The following is a 17,121-nucleotide window of genomic DNA, read 5'->3' on the forward strand; positions in this document are numbered from 1 at the left end:
GGTCTCGTCAGGAGGAATGATGAGACCAACCGTTCACGATATCGCCGCCGCCGCCGGTGTCAGTCTGGCGACTGTCGACCGGGTTCTCAACCAGCGGCCCGGTGTGCGCCACGTCACGCGGGAAAAGGTCGAGACCGCGATCCGCGAGCTCGGTTATATCAGAGACGTCGCCGCCGCCAATCTTGCCAAAGGGCGCACCTATCCGCTGGTCTTCATCCTCCCGGCCAGCGACAACTCCTTCATGCACGGGCTCAATGCCGAGATCCGCCAGGCAGTCCTCCGATCGTCGGCCGAGCGCACCGATATCCGCACCATCGAGGTGCCGGCCTTCGATCCCGCAGCGCTTGTCTCGGTGCTCGAGGAGCTTTCCCGGGAAAAGCCCTGTGGCATCGCACTGGTTGCGACCGATGCGCCTGGCGTGCGCGCCGTCGTCGACAGGCTGGTGCGCGAGCGTTTTCCCATCGTCACCTTGGTTTCCGATCTCACCGGCTCGCTGCGCCATCACTATGCCGGCGTCGACAATATCGCCGCCGGGCGCACGGCGGCTCGCCTGCTCGGCCGATTCCTCGGACCGAAAAAAGGCGAGATTGCCGTGCTTGCCGGCTCCATGCTGGTGCGCGACCATCGCGAGCGGCTAGAGGGCTTCACCGCCGTCATGGCCGAGGAATTTCCCGATCTGGCGATCCTGCCGGTTCTCGAAGGCCGCGACGACCCCGAGATCGCCCATATGCTCGTTGCCGACGCGCTTTGCAGGAATGCCGGCATCATCGGCGTCTACAGCCTTGGCGCCGGCAATCGCGGCCTCATCCGGGCGTTGAAGGAGAAGGCCGTCGATCGCGTGCTGACGGTGATTGCCCACGAACTGACCGCCCACACGCGTGCAGCCCTGATCGACAATACGATCGATGCGATCCTCAACCAGGACGCCGGCCACGAGGTACGCAGCGCGATTCGCGTGCTGAAAGCCAAGGCGGACGGGCTGGCCGTCATCGAGGCGCAGGAGCGCATCCGCCTCGACATATTCCTGAAAGACAATCTGCCGTAACGGCAAAGGGAGAAATACCACATGTATCTGGGTCTCGATCTCGGAACCTCCGGCGTCAAGGCGATGCTGATCGATGGTGATCAGAAGATCGTCGGCTCGGCCAATGGTTCGCTCGACGTCTCGCGTCCGCATTCCGGCTGGTCGGAGCAGGAGCCAGCCCACTGGGTGCGGGCCACCGAGGAGGCTGTCACCGGCCTCAAGGCGAAACATCCGAAAGAGTTCGCCGCGGTCAGGGGCATCGGCCTTTCCGGCCAGATGCACGGGGCGACGCTCATCGATGCCAGCGATAAGGTCCTGCGGCCCTGCATCCTCTGGAACGATACGCGCAGCTATGTAGAGGCCGCGGCGCTCGATGCCGATCCGCGTTTTCGCGCGCTGACCGGCAACATCGTCTTCCCGGGCTTCACGGCGCCGAAGCTCGCCTGGGTCCAGAAGCATGAGCCCGATGTCTTCGCCAAAATCGCCAAGGTGCTGTTGCCGAAGGACTATCTGCGTCTTTGGCTGACCGGCGAATATATTTCGGAAATGTCGGATTCGGCCGGCACGTCCTGGCTCGACACCGGCAAGCGCGCCTGGTCGTCGCAACTGCTCGCCGCCACCAACCTTTCCGAGGCGCAGATGCCGGCGCTTGTCGAAGGCACCGCGCAGGCCGGCAAGCTGCGGTCTGAACTGGCGGCGCAATGGGGTATTTCCGGCGATGTCGTCGTTGCCGGCGGCGCGGGCGACAATGCAGCCTCGGCCTGCGGCATGGGCACGGTCAGCGATGGCGCCGCTTTCGTCTCGCTGGGCACGTCAGGCGTGCTTTTTGCCGCCAACGGTTCCTATTTGCCGAAACCGGAAAGCGCCGTGCATGCCTTCTGCCACGCGCTGCCGAACACCTGGCACCAGATGGGCGTCATCCTGTCGGCGACCGATGCGCTCAACTGGCATTCCGGCGTGACCGGCAAGTCGGCCGCCGATCTTACCGGTGAACTCGGGGAGACGCTGAAGGCGCCAACCGGCGTCACCTTCCTGCCCTATCTCTCCGGCGAGCGCACGCCCCACAACGATGCCGTCATCCGCGGCGCCTTCATCGGCCTCGAACATGAAAGCAGCCGTGTCGTGCTCACCCAGGCGGTGCTCGAAGGCGTCGCCTTCGCCATTCGCGACAATCTCGAAGCCCTGCGTTCGGCCGGCACCGGCATATCCCGGGTCACCGCAATCGGCGGCGGGTCGCGCTCGCGTTACTGGCTGGCCTCGATTGCGACCGCGCTCGGCGTTCCCGTCGACCTGCCGGCCGACGGCGATTTCGGCGCCGCCTTCGGGGCAGCCCGCCTCGGCCTGATCGCGGCAACGGGGGCAGATCCCATTGCCGTCTGCACGCCGCCGGTAACGGCCGGAACGATCGAGCCGGTGTCGGCGCTGAGCGGCGCTTACGAGGATGCCTACAAGCGCTATCGGGCGCTCTATCCGGCGATCAAGTCGCTGGCGCATTGAGATCGAGGCGCCCCCTCACCCTACCCTCATTCGAGGGAGCCGCGACGTTGCCACAAGTTTCTTCTCCCCGCCGGCGAGAAGGTGCGGCAGGCGGATGAGGGGGCCCCTAGCATAGACTAACAATTCAGAACTTCGAAAAGATACGAACCCAAGGAGACCCAACATGAGCACCGGATTTTTCGGCGATATCCAGAAAGTGAAATACGAAGGCCCCGACAGCACCAATCCGCTGGCCTTCCGCTATTACCAGCCGGACGAGATCGTCATGGGCAAACGCATGGAAGACCATCTGCGCTTTGCGGTGGCCTATTGGCACACCTTCACATGGCCGGGCGGCGACCCCTTCGGCGGCCAGACCTTCCTGCGTCCCTGGTTCGAGGACACGATGAAGGCCGCCAAGCTCAAGGCCGACGTCGCCTTCGAATTCTTCTCGCTGCTCGGCTCGCCCTACTACTGCTTCCATGACGCCGACGTGCGTCCGGAGGGCAAGAATTTCGCCGAGAACACCAAAAACCTCAACGAGATCGTCGATTATTTCGCCGAGAAGCAGGCCGCAACCGGCACCAAGCTGCTCTGGGGCACGGCGAACCTCTTCTCTCACCGCCGTTACATGTCGGGTGCGGCGACCAATCCGGATCCAGATGTCTTTGCTTTCGCAGCCGCGACGGTCAAGACCTGCATCGATGCCACGCAGAAGCTCGGCGGCGAAAACTACGTGCTCTGGGGCGGCCGCGAAGGTTACGAGACGCTGCTCAACACCGATATCAAGCGCGAGCTCGACCAGCTCGGCCGCTTCCTCAACCTCGTCGTCGAATACAAGCACAAGATCGGCTACAAGGGCACGATCCTGATCGAGCCGAAGCCGCAGGAGCCGACCAAGCACCAGTACGACTATGACGTCGCGACCGTCTACGGCTTCCTCAAGAAGCACGGCCTTGAAAACGAGGTGAAGCTCAATATCGAGCAGGGCCACGCAATTCTTGCCGGCCACTCCTTCGAGCACGAGCTGGCGCTTGCCAATGCGCTCGGCATCTTCGGCTCGATCGACATGAACCGCAACGACTACCAGTCCGGCTGGGATACCGACCAGTTCCCGAACAATGTTCCCGAAATGGCGCTGGCCTATTATCACGTTCTGGCAGGCGGCGGCTTCAAGACCGGCGGCACCAACTTCGACTCGAAGCTTCGCCGTCAGTCGCTCGACCCGGCGGATCTACTGATCGGCCATATCGGCGGCATGGATTGCTGCGCCCGCGGTCTGAAGGCCGCTGCTAAGATGATCGAGGACAAGGCTCTGTCGCAGCCGCTCGCCGATCGTTATGCCGGCTGGGAATCCGCCGAGGCGCAGAAGCTCTTCCGCGGCGAGTATTCGCTGGATGAGATCAGCCATTATGTCGAAAGCCACGACGTCAACCCGCAGCCGAGATCCGGCAAGCAGGAGCTGCTGGAAAACGTCGTCAATCGTTACGTCTGATAAAGCGCGCCGGCGGTCATCGGCCGCCGGCGCAGCCCTCTCCGGCCGGAAGCCTATATGGATTTACCGTTTCAACCAGTTGCGCGACGGCGCCGAGACGGAGTTTCGAACCACCAGATCCGGCCTCAGCAGGATTTCCGTTTCGGTCGGCCGGCCATCGGACAGCAGTTCCAACAGCAGCGCCATTGCCTGTTTGCCGATTGCCGTTCTCGGCTGGCGGATCGTGGTCAGTGGCGGGGATATGAAGACGGCCTGCGGCACGTCGTCGAAACCGGTCACCGAGAAATCCCGCGGAATGTCGTAACCCCGCGCGCCGAGCCCGACCATGACGCCGATCGCCGTCTGGTCGTTGACGCACATGAAGGCTGTGGGAAGCGTGTCACGCATGAAAAGCTGTTCGACCGCATGCCGCCCGCTTTCGATCGTGCCGTCGCCTTCGAGCACGATCCTCAAGTCGGGCGGGATGCCGGCGGCGTCGAGACCGGCATCGTAACCCATGCGGCGCCTGGTATAGGCAAGCCGGGTGCGTGAATCGCCGATGAAGGCGATCTTGCGATGCCCTTCGGCCAGCAGCAGATCCACCGCTTTCCTGGCGCCTTCGGTATCGTCGACACCGACATAGGGAATGCCGCCGTTGAAGACAGGCTCGAAAACGCCGACGCTCGGCGGCAGCCGCGCGGTCATCGTCTGATGCCCGAAGGGCAGGATGCCGGTGAAGAGGATCAATCCGGCCGCCTGGTTGGAATTGAAGAATTTCAGATATTCGAGGCCGCGCTGGGCGTCGTTCTGCGTGTGGCCGATCAGGATGCCGTAGCCATGCGCGCGCGCCTCGTTCTCCAGCCCGACGAGAATGTTGGAGAAATTGGGATCGCCGATATCCGGCGCCACCACCAGGATCATGTTGGAGCGGCCAAGCCTCAGGCTGCGCGCCATCGCATTGGTCGTATAACCGGTGATGGCGATCGCCTGGTTGACCTTGAGCCGTGTGGAGTTGGCGACCTTCTCGGGCATATGGATCGCCCGGGACACCGTCGCGATGGAGACCTCGGCGATCCGGGCGACGTCTTCGATGGTTGCGGGCGTGGAATTCGACACTGGGCTCTGCCTTGGGGCTGTCTTCGCCGAGACACTACACAGACTTGTCGAGAGGTCAAAGGCAGGCTTCAACTGATCTGTGTAAATCAACGATGTAAACCTTTACACGATGTATGTAAAGGTTTACATAGGGTCCAGAGCGGATGGAGAGCCGCTTTGGGGAGGATCAGATGACCGTGGAAGCCGCCGACACCGCACCCGTGGTGCTGTCCGCCAGGCGCATATGCAAATCCTTCAGTGGGGTGCAGGTCCTCTTCAGCGTGAACTTCGATCTTCGCGCCGGCGAAATCCATGCCCTGATGGGTGAAAACGGGGCCGGCAAATCCACGCTTGTCAAGGTATTGTCCGGTTTCGAACAGCCGAGTTCCGGCGAGATCCTGCTCGACGGCAAGCCCGTCGTCCTGCCGCCCAATGGTGCTGCCGAGGCGCTCGGCATCGTCATCATTCACCAGGAATTCAACCTCGCCGACCACCTGACCGTAACGGAGAGCCTCTTCCTCGGGCGAGAAGTCACGCGCTTCGGTGTGCTCGACCGCAAATATATGCGGTCGGAGACCCGCAAGGTTCTCGACGTGCTCGGTTCGCATGTCGACGAGAACGCATTGATCAGCACGCTTTCCATCGCCGACAAGCAGATGGTCGAAATCGCCAAGGCGATCAGCCGCGATGCGCGGGTGGTATTCATGGACGAGCCAACCGCGGTGCTGTCGCGGGAAGAGACCAGCATGCTCTTCAAGCAGGTTCGCAAGCTGCGCGACCAGGGCACGAGCTTCGTCTTCGTGTCCCACAAGCTCGACGAGGTGATGGAATTGACCGACCGCGTCACCGTGCTGCGCGACGGCCAATGGATCAAGACGTCGCCGACGTCCATTCTGGACGGGGAATCGATCGCCCAGCTGATGGTCGGCCGCGAACTTTCCAGCCTCTATCCCGCCAAGGTCGAGCCCGATATCGACGAGGAGGTCGTTCTCAGCGTCGATTCGGTGTCGACCGGTTATGTGAAGGATGCGAGTTTCGAGGTGCGCAAGGGCGAAATTATCGGTTTCTCCGGCATGATCGGCTCCGGCCGCACCGAACTGATGGAAGCGATCGCCGGATTGCGGACCCGTCTCGAGGGCGAGGTGGTCATCAAGGGCGAAACGGTTCCCTCCGGCGACGTGCATGCCGCCAATCGCTGCGGGCTCGCCTATATGACCAAGGACCGCAAGTCGAAGGGCCTGCTGCTGCGCTCCGGCATGGTGACCAATCTGACGCTGCAATCGCTCGGAAGGCATGCGCGTCACGGCTATCTCAGCCCGGGAAGCGAGGCGGCCGCCATGGCAAAGGCCAAACGCCGCTTCGACATCAGGGTTCGCGACGGCAATATCGTCGCCGGGCGCATGTCGGGCGGGAACCAGCAGAAGCTGCTGCTGGCCAAGGTCATGGAGACCGATCCTGATATCATCATCATCGACGAGCCGACGCGCGGCATCGATGTCGGCACCAAGCAGCAAATCTATCATTTCATTTCGGCGCTCGCCCGGGACGGGCGGTCGATCATCGTCGTGTCGTCGGAGATGCCGGAGGTTATCGGTCTCTGCACCAGAGTGGCGGTGATGCGCGAAGGGCGTATCGTCGGCATGCTCGAAGGAGACGAGATTTCCGAGCAGGAGATCATGCGTTACGCCGCCGGGCTCAAGAAGAAGGCGGCCGCCTGAGGCTGAAGCAGGGCTTCGCCGATCAGGACGACAGATAAGATGCCCAGAAAATATGGGACGGGAGGTTGGTTTTGGAAATGAGTGTCAACGAGGAGACCAGGGAAATCCGGCGCCGATCCTGGCGGGATGTCGACCTGCGTGCGGTCGCGCCCTTTGTCGCCCTGGCCCTGCTCCTGATCGTCGGAGCCCTGGTCAATCCCAATTTCATCGGCATCACCAACCTTGCCAATGTCGCGACGCGTAGCGCCTTCATCGCCATCATCGCGGTCGGCGCGACCTTCGTGATATCAGCGGGCGACCTCGATCTGTCTGTGGGCTCGATGGTGGCCTTCGTCGCCAGCCTGATGATCCTGCTGATGAATTCGGGCGCCGTCGAAAACCCGGCTTTGATGCTGACGGTCGCGGTCGCCTTCACCATCGTCGCCGGCGCGCTCTGCGGCCTGGCAAACGGCCTGATCACCACAGTGGGCAAGATCGAGCCGTTCATCGCGACGCTCGGCACGATGGGCATCTATCGCGGCCTGACGACATGGCTGTCGCAGGGCGGCGCCATCACGCTTCGCTCCGCCGATATCCAGACGCTCTATCGTCCTGCCTATTTCGGCAATATCGCCGGCGTGCCGATACCGATCGTGGTGATCCTGGCGGTGACGGCGGTTGCAGCCTTCATCCTCTATCGCACCCGCTACGGGCGCCATGTCGTCGCAGTGGGATCGAACAGCGATGTCGCCCGCTATTCGGGCATCGCGGTCAACCGCGTCAGGACGATTGCTTTCGTCATCCAGGGACTGTGCGTAGCCATTGCCGTGCTGCTCTACGTTCCGCGTCTCGGCTCGACCTCGGCGACGACGGGCATCCTGTGGGAGCTGCAGGCGATCACCGCCGTCGTCGTCGGCGGCACGGCGCTCAAGGGCGGCGCGGGCAGGGTCTGGGGCACGATCTGCGGCGCCTTTATTCTCGAACTCGTCGGCAACATCATGCTGCTTTCGAATTTCATCAGCGAATATCTGATCGGCGCCATCCAGGGTGCGATCATCATCATTGCCATGTTCGTCCAGCGCTCGCTGGTGCGCAAATCATGAATTGACCGGGCTGACAGGGCGTCCGGTCCCGATATGGAAAAGTCCCTGAAGTTAGTGGGAGGAAATAGCATGCGTAGATTGATGTTGGGTCTCGCGGTTGCGGCGGTGACGTTCGCCGGCGCCGCTCACGCCCAGGACAAGAAATTCACCATCGGCGTCTCCATTCCGGCGGCCGACCACGGCTGGACTTCGGGCGTGGTGTTCCATGCCGAGCGCGTCGCCAAGCTGCTGATGGCCGAACATCCCGGTCTCAACGTCATCGTCAAGACCTCGCCGGATGCCGCCAGCCAGGCGAACGCCGTGCAGGATCTCGATACGCAAGGCATCGACGCCCTCGTCATCCTGCCGTCGGATCCGGATCCGCTCGTCAACGCCATCAAGGAAGTCAAGGGCAAGGGCAAGTTTGTCGCCCTCGTCGACCGTGCGCCGAGCAACAACGACAATTCCGTGCGCGACCTCTATGTCGCCGGCAACAACCCGGCTCTCGGCGAAGTCGCCGGCAAATACATCAAGGACAACACGCCTGATGCCGAAGTGGTCATCATCCGCGGTCTGCCGATCCCGATCGACCAGCAGCGCCAGGACGGTTTCGACAAGGGCATTGCCGGCTCGAACGTCAAGGTTCTCGACCGCCAGTACGGCAACTGGAACCGCGACGATGCCTTCAAGGTCATGCAGGACTACCTGACGAAGTACCAGAAGATCGACGTCGTCTGGTGCCAGGACGACGACATGGCCGTCGGCGTTCTGCAGGCGATCGAGCAGGCCAAGCGCACCGACATCAAATATGTTGTCGCCGGTGCCGGCTCCAAGGATATGGTCAAGAAGGTCATGGACGGGGATAAGCTGATCCCTGTCGACGTCCTCTATCCGCCGGCAATGGTCGGCACGGCGATGGAACTGACGGCGGCAGCCCTTTACGATCAGGTCCCGGTTCACGGCAGCTATATCCTCGACGCGACGCTCGTCACCAAGGAAAATGCCAAGGACTTCTACTTCCCGGATTCGCCGTTCTGATCCATCGATTGGAGACATGCGCCCATTCGTAAGGATGGGCGCATTTTTAATGCTTCCACACAGTGTGCGGCCGAAAATGCTGCACGTACCTCTTGCCCGCCAAAGCCCATCATGATTAGCTCGCGGCCATACCGCATATGGCTTTGCGCCAAATCCGCTGGCAAGGGCGAGGAGGCGCCTTGCGCCCGCAAAATAGCGTGCTACAACACTTCAGAAACGTTTACGGTCCATATTCAGGGAGGAATCTGACATGAAGACGATCAAGGGCCCGGGCCTTTTTCTTGGCCAGTTCGCGGGCGATACTGCCCCTTTCAACTCCTGGGACGCCATCACCAAATGGGCGGCCGACATCGGCTATAAGGGTGTCCAGGTGCCGACCTGGGCCAGTCAGCTGATCGATCTGAAGAAGGCTGCCACGTCGAAGGATTATTGCGACGAATTCGCCGGCAAGGCGCGCGAAAACGGCATCGAGATCACCGAACTCTCCACCCATCTGCAGGGCCAGCTCGTCGCCGTTCATCCGGCCTATGACGAAGCCTTCGACGGGTTCGCGGCACCGGAGGTGCGCGGCAATCCGAAGGCGCGCCAGGAATGGGCTGTCGAGCAGGTCAAGATGGCGCTGACGGCATCCAAAAATCTCGGCCTCAAGGCGCATGCGACCTTCTCCGGCGCGCTTGCCTGGCCGTTCATCTATCCCTGGCCGCAGCGCCCTGCCGGTCTGGTCGAAACGGCCTTCGACGAACTCGCCCGCCGCTGGACGCCGATCCTCAACCATGCGGACGAAAACGGCATCGACGTCTGCTACGAGATCCATCCCGGTGAAGACCTGCATGACGGGATCACCTTCGAGATGTTCCTGGAGCGCGTGAAGAACCATCCGCGCGCCAACATGCTCTATGACCCCTCGCACTACGTCCTGCAGTGCCTGGATTATCTCGACAACATCGACATCTACAAGGACCGCATCAAGATGTTCCACGTCAAGGATGCGGAGTTCAATCCGACCGGGCGCCAGGGGGTCTACGGCGGCTATCAGGGCTGGGTGGAACGCGCCGGCCGGTTCCGCTCGCTCGGCGACGGCCAGGTCGATTTCGGTGCGGTGTTCTCGAAGATGACCGCCAATAATTTCGACGGCTGGGCCGTGGTCGAATGGGAATGTGCGCTGAAGCATCCGGAAGACGGTGCCCGCGAAGGCGCCGAATTCGTGGCCGCCCATATCATCCGCGTCACCGAGAAAGCCTTCGACGATTTCGCCGGCAGCGGCACGGATCAGGCGGCGAACCGGCGGATGCTGGGGCTTTCCTAAAACAGGGCATCTCGTGGGTGCCCCTCACCCTAACCCTCTCCCCGTAAACGGGGAGAGGGGAGTTGCCGCACCAGCCGTTGAGATGGGCGTAAACATCGCGGCATATCCCCTTCGCCCCGTTTACGGGGAGAAGGTGGCGGCAGCCGGATGAGGGGCATGCGTCCGCACCAAGTTTAAATTTCAGGAGGAATTAATGGCAATCGAAGCATCATCCGAACAGACACGCGAGCCGCGCATCCGGCTCGGCATGGTGGGCGGCGGCGCGGGCGCGTTTATCGGCGCCGTGCACCGTATCGCTGCGCGCATCGACGATCAGTACGATCTCATCGCCGGCGCGCTGTCGTCGACGCCCGAGAAGGCCGTGCAGTCCGGCCGCGACCTCGGCCTCGATCCGTCGCGGACCTATTCCAGCTATCGCGAGATGGCGATCCGCGAGGCGAAGCTGAAGAACGGCATCGAGGCGGTGGCGATCGTGACGCCGAACCATGTGCATTACGATGCGGCCAAGGAATTCCTGAGGCGCGGCATCCATGTGATTTGCGACAAGCCGCTGACGTCAAACCTGGCCGATGCGAAGAAGCTGAAGAAGATCGCCGACGAGAGCGGTGCGCTGTTCGTGCTGACGCATAATTACACCGGCTATCCGATGGTCCGCCAGGCGCGCGCGATGATCGCGAACGGCGAACTCGGCGATATAAGAGTCGTTCAGGCCGAATATCCGCAGGACTGGCTGACGGAAGCGGTCGAGCAGACCGGCCAGAAACAGGCCGCCTGGCGCACCGATCCGGCGCAATCCGGCGTCGGTGGGTCCACAGGCGATATCGGCACGCATGCCTATAATCTTGCCGCCTTCATATCGGGCCTGGAACTCGACAGCCTTGCCGCCGATCTCGACAGCTTCGTCCCGGGCCGCCGGCTGGATGACAACGCCCATGTCTTGCTGCGCTTCAAGGCAAAAGGCTCGGAGAAGCCGGCCAAGGGCATGCTCTGGTGCAGCCAGGTGGCGCCCGGCCATGAAAACGGCCTGATGGTGCGCGTCTACGGCACCAAGGGCGGGCTGGAATGGACCCAGAAGGACCCGAACTATCTCTGGTACACGCCTTTCGGCGAGCCGAAGCGGCTGATCACCCGGGGCGGCGCCGGTTCGGGCGCGGCTGCCGGCCGTGTCTCGCGCGTGCCGTCAGGGCATCCGGAGGGGTATCTTGAAGCCTTTGCGACGATCTATACGGAAGCGGCGCATGCCATCAACGCCCGCAAGAAGGGCAAAGCTGTCGACAAGGCGGTGGTCTACCCGACGGTCGATGACGGCGTGAAGGGCGTGGCCTTCGTCGAGGCTTGCGTCGCATCTTCGAAGAAGAACGGCGCCTGGGTCAAGGTCTGAATTTGACGTTCCCAGTCACTCAATGAAAAACGCCGAGGCGGGCTCGAGTCGCCTCGGCGTTTTTGTTTATTCTCGATCAGGCCGCAGCCGTGCGGCCACGCTTCAGCAGGTTGTCGACGCTCAAGGGTCCGGCGCCTGCCGCCACCAGATAAAGAAATACGAAGCAGAACAGGATTGCCGCGACGCCGCCGTTCTGCGCGGGATAGATGCCCTTCGACGCATGCCCGATGAAATAGGCGAAGGCCATCAGGCCCGAGAGCACGAAGGCGGCGATACGGGTCTGGAATCCGACCAGCACCAGGAAGCCGAGGGTGAGTTCGAGAAGACCGGCAACCCAGGACAGCGAGCCGACGGGAGGCACGCTTGCCGCAACCGGAAAATGCAAAATCTTCTGCGTTCCGTAGCTAAAAAGCACAAGTGAGGAGATGATGCGCAGCAAGCTCAACAGATGCGGCTGCAGCAGATGGATCGAAGACAGCATTGGATTCCTTTCCTGTTTGTGATGTCTTGGCTGTGCAACGATCGCGGGCGCGCCGGCAAGTCACGACTTCTGACGTTCACGTTATGGGAGCAGTCCGCGCCGGAAAGTGCCGCAGGTCAGGGCGACCGAATACTGCAGTCACCGCCGCTTCGCGGCCGTACTGTAACGTTGCAGTTTTTCTGCGTCCGGGCCTGTACTTTGCTTTTCGGCTTGGCTAAATCCGAACCCAAACGGTTCACCCACACGCCGAGAACGGGATTTACAGATGATCGATCCGAAAAAACTCGCAGACCGCTTTCCAGGCGATTTCACTTTCGGCGTTGCCACCGCCGCCTTCCAGATCGAAGGCGCCAGCAAGGCAGACGGCCGCAAGCCGTCCATCTGGGATGCCTTCTGCAATATGCCGGGTCGCGTCTATCATCGCCATAATGGCGACGTTGCCTGCGATCACTACAATCGCCTGGAGCAGGATCTCGATCTCATCAAGGATATGGGCGTCGAAGCCTACCGGTTCTCCATTGCCTGGCCGCGCATTATCCCCGACGGCACGGGTCCGGTGAACGAGGCCGGCCTCGATTTCTACGACCGGCTGGTCGACGGTTGCAAGGCGCGGGGGATCAAGACCTTTGCGACGCTCTACCACTGGGACCTGCCTCTGCTGCTCGCCGGCGACGGCGGCTGGACGGCGCGCTCGACCGCCTATGCCTATCACCGCTATGCCAAGACGGTGATGAACCGCCTTGGCGACCGCCTCGATGCCGTCGCGACCTTCAACGAACCCTGGTGCATCGTCTGGCTGAGCCACCTTTACGGCATCCATGCTCCGGGCGAGCGCAACATGCAGGCCGCCCTTCACGCCATGCACTACATGAACCTTGCCCATGGCCTCGGCGTCGAGGCGATCCGCTCGGAAGCCCCTGATGTGCCTGTCGGGCTCGTGCTCAACGCCGCCTCGATCATCCCTGGCTCCGACAGCCCCGCCGATCTTGCCGCCGGCGAGCGTGCGCATCAGTTCCACAACGGCGCCTTCTTCGATCCTGTCTTCAAGGGCGAATATCCGAAGGAATTCGTCGAAGCGCTCGGCGACCGCATGCCCGTCATCGAAGATGGCGACATGAAGCTCATCAGCCAGAAACTCGACTGGTGGGGCCTGAACTATTACAAGCCCGAGCGAGTCACTGATGATGCCGATCGCAAAGGCGATTTCCCCTGGACGGTGGAGGCGCCGCCGGCAAGCGACGTCAAGACCGATATCGGCTGGGAAATCTATGCGCCGGGTCTGAAGCTCTCCGTCGAGGACCTCTACCGCCGCTACGAACTGCCGGAATGCTACATCACCGAGAACGGTGCCTGCGACAACACCGATGTCGTCGATGGCGAGGTCGATGACGCGATGCGCCTCGACTATGTCGGTGAGCACCTCGATGTCGTCGCCAACCTCGTCAAGGACGGCTATCCCCTGCGCGGTTATTTCGCCTGGAGCCTGATGGACAATTTCGAATGGGCGGAAGGCTACCGCATGCGCTTCGGCCTCGTCCACGTCGATTACGAGACCCAGCAGCGCACGGTGAAGAAGAGCGGCAAATGGTATCGCGACCTTGCGGCTCAATTCCCGAAGGGCAATTACAAAGCGGGTTAGCGCCATTCCTCGCGCGGGCAGTTGATAAGGCGCCTCTTGAACTCGAACTACCGGCCGGCACGGCAAGCTGACGCTGCCTGCCGTCAATGTCACGGCGGCCGGCGGCACGCATAAAAATAGATTGTCAGAAACGTACAACAGGCGGTTGCTTAAACGTTTTTGAACCCTTGACTGGCAAAGTCCAACGGTCAGGGAGTCGTAATGCAGACAGTCGGAAAGTCGCAAAGCAAGGGATCGGGAATAGGCCGCCACATCGCCGTCACCGGCGTGCTTTTCTCCTTCGCGATCGTCGTCGCCGTCGTCACCATCATGGTGCTGACGGCGCTTGAACGCGTGGCCGAAAATGCCAATCTCCTCGATGACGAGCGCTCGCGCGAAACGACGATCGGCGCGGTGAAGACTTTCGAGGATCAGCTCGGCGCGACACTCGACGATTATGCCGCCTGGGACGACGCTGCCGTCAACGTCTACGCGCCTGACGGTATGGACTGGACGGTGAGCAATTACGGCGAGATGTCGCTCAACAGCTCGCTGTTCGACATGGCGATCGTCATCGATGACGCGAAGAAGGCGATCATCGCCTATCGCGACGGCAAACCGATGGAGGAGCCGCTCACGGATTTCTTCGCGCCGTCGCTCTGGACCCTGCTCGACACGGTGAAGGCGGCCGGCCCGGCAGATCGTCCTCAAGCGGTCGGTTTCGTCACCACCAAGCGGGGCATTGCCGCTGTCGGCGTGGCATTGGTTCGGAAGAAGTCCGGTGCGCTTGACGTGCCCGCCGGCCAGCACCGGTATCTCGTTTTCGCCCGCCATCTCGATGACGACAGGGTGACCGCTCTCGGCCAGACCTATGTCATTGGCGGCCTGAGGCTGGCGCCACCCAGCTTTGCGGCCGACTATCGCGTCCCGATCGTCGATCCGACGGGGGCAACGCTCGGCAAGCTCGTCTGGACCTCGCGTTCACCCGGCGACATCGCCTATGCGCAGGTGCGGCCGATGGTCATCCAGGCGCTCGGCCTCGTCGGATTGTTTTTCGCGGTACTGCTGGTCATCGGCTTGCTTGCCGGCCGCCGCCTGAAGGCAGAGGAAGGCAGCGCCCGCGAGGAGGCGTTGCGCGACAGGCTGAGCGGCCTTTCCAATCGCGACGGGCTCGGGCTCGCCGTCGATCGTTTTGTCGTCGAAGCACGCCAGACCAGGCGCAACGTGCTGCTCCTCTATCTCGACCTCGATGGCTTCAAGGAAGTCAATGACAGCTATGGCCATGGCACCGGCGACCAGTTGATCCGTGCGGTCGCTGCCGGGCTCGAAGTGCTCATTCCACAGGATGCGGTTCTGGCGCGCATTGGCGGCGATGAATTTGCGATCGCCTTTCTCTCCGACAGCGAGAATGCCGCCGCACTGCAGCTTGCCGAGCAGATCCTCGATTTTCTTGTCGAGCCATTGGAGATCGGGCGCCGCGTCGTCGTCGTCGGGGCCAGTATCGGCATCGCCATGTCACCCTTCGGTTCGATCGGCCGGGAGGAGTTGGTGCGCCGCTCCGATCTTGCCATGTACAAGGCGAAGGAGGCCGGCCGCGCGCGGATGACGCTCTACGATCCGTCGATGGATGCGGATCGAGAGCAGCGCAACGCGCTGGAACTCGATCTCCGGATCGCCATCGAAAGCGGTGACCTGACGCTCGCCTACCAGCCGCTGATCGATGCGACCACCCAGGCGATGACCGGCGTCGAAGCACTGGTGCGCTGGAATCGCCCGGGCCACGGTCCTGTTTCGCCCGAGCTGTTCATCCCGATCGCGGAGACCAGCGGCCTCATCGAATCGCTTGGCCTGTTCGTGCTGCGCAAGGCATGCGAGACGGCCAAGCAATGGCCGGAACTCAACGTTTCGGTCAACGTCTCGCCCGGCCAGTTCCGCAATCCCGCCTTCAGCGACTATGTGCGTTACGTGCTGAAGCAGACGGAGATCGAAGCCAGCCGCATCACGCTCGAGATTACCGAAGGCTACATGATCCAGAATCCGCAGCGGACCCGCCAGTCGATCGAACGGCTGAAGGGGCTGGGGGTCAAGGTGGCGCTTGACGATTTCGGCTCCGGCTTCTCCTCGATCGGTTATCTCAGGCAGTTCGGCTTCGACCGCATCAAGATCGACCGCTCGCTGGTCATGGGCGTCAACGAGGATAAGCGCCAGCGCGAGATGCTGCAGGCGACAGTGGCGCTTGCCCGTTCGCTCGACATTCCGGTGACGGCCGAAGGTATCGAGACCGAGGAGCAGGCGATCGCCATGCGCCTTTTCGGCTGCGACTGCCTGCAGGGCTATTTGTTCGGAAAGCCTGTTACAGCAGACCTCATCACCAAGATGCTGAGCGAGCGACGGGCAGCGGAGCCGACAGGCCGGCGTCGTATAGGCGCAGCCTGACCGGCGGCCTGATCTTCAGAAAGCAAATTTGATTCACACAGAATCCGGCTCAGCTGCCGATATGCCGCTGGCCGCGCTTTTTGGCGAGGGCGATCTGGTGCTGCCGCTGACGGTAGCGCAGCCGGTCTTCTTCCGTGCGCTTGGGATAACAGTGGCTGCAGGAAACGCCTTCCTCGTAGAGCGGCGAGGTGATCTCCTCTGATGTGATCGGGTTACGGCAGGCATGGCACAACCTGTGTTCGCCTTCCGTCAGCCCGTGCTCGACGGAGACGCGCTCGTCGAAGACGAAGCAGGCGCCATCCCAGAGGCTTTCCTCCTGCGGCACTTCCTCCAGATATTTCAGGATGCCGCCCTTCAGATGATAGACCTCGTCGAAGCCCTCAGCCTTCATGAAGGCCGTGGCCTTCTCGCAGCGTATGCCGCCGGTGCAATACATGGCGACCTTCGGCTTGTTGTGCAGGCCGGGATTGTTGCGCACCCAATCCGGAAATTCACGGAAGGTCTTGGTCTTCGGATCGAGCGCGCCGCGAAAGGTGCCGATTGCCGTCTCATAATCGTTGCGGGTGTCGATGACGATCGTATCGGGATCGGAGATCAGCGCGTTCCAGTCCTTGGCGGCCACATAGGTACCGACCACCTTGTTGGGGTCGATATCCTCGACGCCCATGGTGACGATTTCCTTCTTCAACTTCACCTTCATGCGCAGGAAGGGCATTTTCGAGGCGCGGCTTTCCTTGTGCTCCAGGCCCGAAAATTCCGCCTGGGCGCGCAGGAAGGAGAGCACGGCGCCAATCCCGGCATCCGGTCCGGCGATCGTGCCGTTGATGCCCTCATGCGCCAGAAGCAGCGTTCCCTTGACGCCGTTTTCCTCGCAAAGCGCCTGCAGCGGTGCCTGCAGGCTGGCAAAACGCGGCACGGAAACGAAATGGTAGAGGGCCGCCACGAGGAACGGGCTGGTGTGTGTGAGGCTGTCGGTCATAGGCCTGGAAATACAGAAAATCGGCGGGCCACGC

The 17,121-nt window shown here is 62.1% G+C and carries 13 protein-coding genes; 10 read left to right on the forward strand and 3 right to left on the reverse strand.

Features of this window, described 5'->3' with window-relative positions; genetic code table 11:
* The first annotated feature begins 19 nt into the window (after positions 1 to 19).
* The 3 genes from EEQ99_RS15645 (at position 20) to xylA (ending at position 3,995) form a co-directional block, all read left to right on the forward strand.
* A complete protein-coding gene (locus tag EEQ99_RS15645) occupies positions 20 to 1,045 on the forward strand; it encodes a LacI family DNA-binding transcriptional regulator (RefSeq protein WP_127430720.1) in 1,026 nt (341 codons plus the stop codon).
* A 21-nt stretch (positions 1,046 to 1,066) separates the two neighbouring features.
* Positions 1,067 to 2,521: a xylulokinase gene (gene xylB, locus EEQ99_RS15650; RefSeq protein ID WP_127430721.1), complete on the forward strand. Its 1,455-nt coding sequence runs from the start codon at positions 1,067 to 1,069 to the stop codon at positions 2,519 to 2,521.
* Between the two features lie 163 nt (positions 2,522 to 2,684).
* Positions 2,685 to 3,995: a xylose isomerase gene (gene xylA / locus EEQ99_RS15655; protein ID WP_047616280.1), complete on the forward strand. Its 1,311-nt coding sequence runs from the start codon at positions 2,685 to 2,687 to the stop codon at positions 3,993 to 3,995.
* Between the two features lie 63 nt (positions 3,996 to 4,058).
* On the opposite strand, the gene EEQ99_RS15660 is transcribed toward xylA, so the two are convergent.
* Positions 4,059 to 5,090: a LacI family DNA-binding transcriptional regulator gene (locus EEQ99_RS15660; RefSeq protein ID WP_047616282.1), complete on the reverse strand. Its 1,032-nt coding sequence runs from the start codon at positions 5,088 to 5,090 to the stop codon at positions 4,059 to 4,061.
* Between the two features lie 170 nt (positions 5,091 to 5,260).
* On the opposite strand from EEQ99_RS15660, the gene EEQ99_RS15665 reads away from it, so the two are divergent.
* The 5 genes from EEQ99_RS15665 (at position 5,261) to EEQ99_RS15685 (ending at position 11,573) form a co-directional block, all read left to right on the forward strand.
* The gene (locus EEQ99_RS15665; RefSeq protein ID WP_063475292.1) at positions 5,261 to 6,787 is read left to right on the forward strand and encodes a sugar ABC transporter ATP-binding protein; all 1,527 of its coding nucleotides are present in this window, start codon (positions 5,261 to 5,263) and stop codon (positions 6,785 to 6,787) included.
* Positions 6,788 to 6,864: 77 nt separating this feature from the next.
* The gene (locus EEQ99_RS15670) at positions 6,865 to 7,869 is read left to right on the forward strand and encodes an ABC transporter permease (protein ID WP_047616285.1); all 1,005 of its coding nucleotides are present in this window, start codon (positions 6,865 to 6,867) and stop codon (positions 7,867 to 7,869) included.
* A gap of 69 nt (positions 7,870 to 7,938) precedes the next feature.
* The gene (locus EEQ99_RS15675; protein ID WP_063475293.1) at positions 7,939 to 8,886 is read left to right on the forward strand and encodes a substrate-binding domain-containing protein; all 948 of its coding nucleotides are present in this window, start codon (positions 7,939 to 7,941) and stop codon (positions 8,884 to 8,886) included.
* A gap of 250 nt (positions 8,887 to 9,136) precedes the next feature.
* Positions 9,137 to 10,192, forward strand: coding sequence for a sugar phosphate isomerase/epimerase family protein (locus EEQ99_RS15680; RefSeq protein ID WP_062939707.1), 1,056 nt, complete (start codon positions 9,137 to 9,139; stop codon positions 10,190 to 10,192).
* Between the two features lie 193 nt (positions 10,193 to 10,385).
* Positions 10,386 to 11,573 carry a Gfo/Idh/MocA family protein gene (locus EEQ99_RS15685; RefSeq protein WP_127430722.1) on the forward strand — a complete coding sequence of 396 codons (1,188 nt, stop codon included), beginning with the start codon at positions 10,386 to 10,388 and terminating at the stop codon, positions 11,571 to 11,573.
* 76 nt (positions 11,574 to 11,649) lie between these two features.
* Here the strand turns inward: EEQ99_RS15685 and EEQ99_RS15690 are convergent, their stop codons facing one another.
* Complete coding sequence (locus EEQ99_RS15690) at positions 11,650 to 12,054, reverse strand: DoxX family protein (protein WP_127430723.1); 405 nt, start codon at positions 12,052 to 12,054, stop codon at positions 11,650 to 11,652.
* A gap of 265 nt (positions 12,055 to 12,319) precedes the next feature.
* Between EEQ99_RS15690 and EEQ99_RS15695 the strand changes: the two genes are divergently transcribed.
* Positions 12,320 to 13,693 carry a GH1 family beta-glucosidase gene (locus tag EEQ99_RS15695; protein ID WP_047616296.1) on the forward strand — a complete coding sequence of 458 codons (1,374 nt, stop codon included), beginning with the start codon at positions 12,320 to 12,322 and terminating at the stop codon, positions 13,691 to 13,693.
* Between the two features lie 201 nt (positions 13,694 to 13,894).
* The gene (locus EEQ99_RS15700; protein ID WP_127430724.1) at positions 13,895 to 16,108 is read left to right on the forward strand and encodes a putative bifunctional diguanylate cyclase/phosphodiesterase; all 2,214 of its coding nucleotides are present in this window, start codon (positions 13,895 to 13,897) and stop codon (positions 16,106 to 16,108) included.
* Between the two features lie 49 nt (positions 16,109 to 16,157).
* Here the strand turns inward: EEQ99_RS15700 and trhO are convergent, their stop codons facing one another.
* Entirely contained in the window at positions 16,158 to 17,087 is a 930-nt protein-coding gene (gene trhO / locus EEQ99_RS15705; RefSeq protein WP_063475296.1) for an oxygen-dependent tRNA uridine(34) hydroxylase TrhO, read from the reverse strand.
* Positions 17,088 to 17,121: the final 34 nt, after the last annotated feature.

It is taken from the genome of Rhizobium anhuiense, assembly GCF_003985145.1.
GTDB classification, from domain to species: Bacteria; Pseudomonadota; Alphaproteobacteria; order Rhizobiales; family Rhizobiaceae; genus Rhizobium; species Rhizobium anhuiense.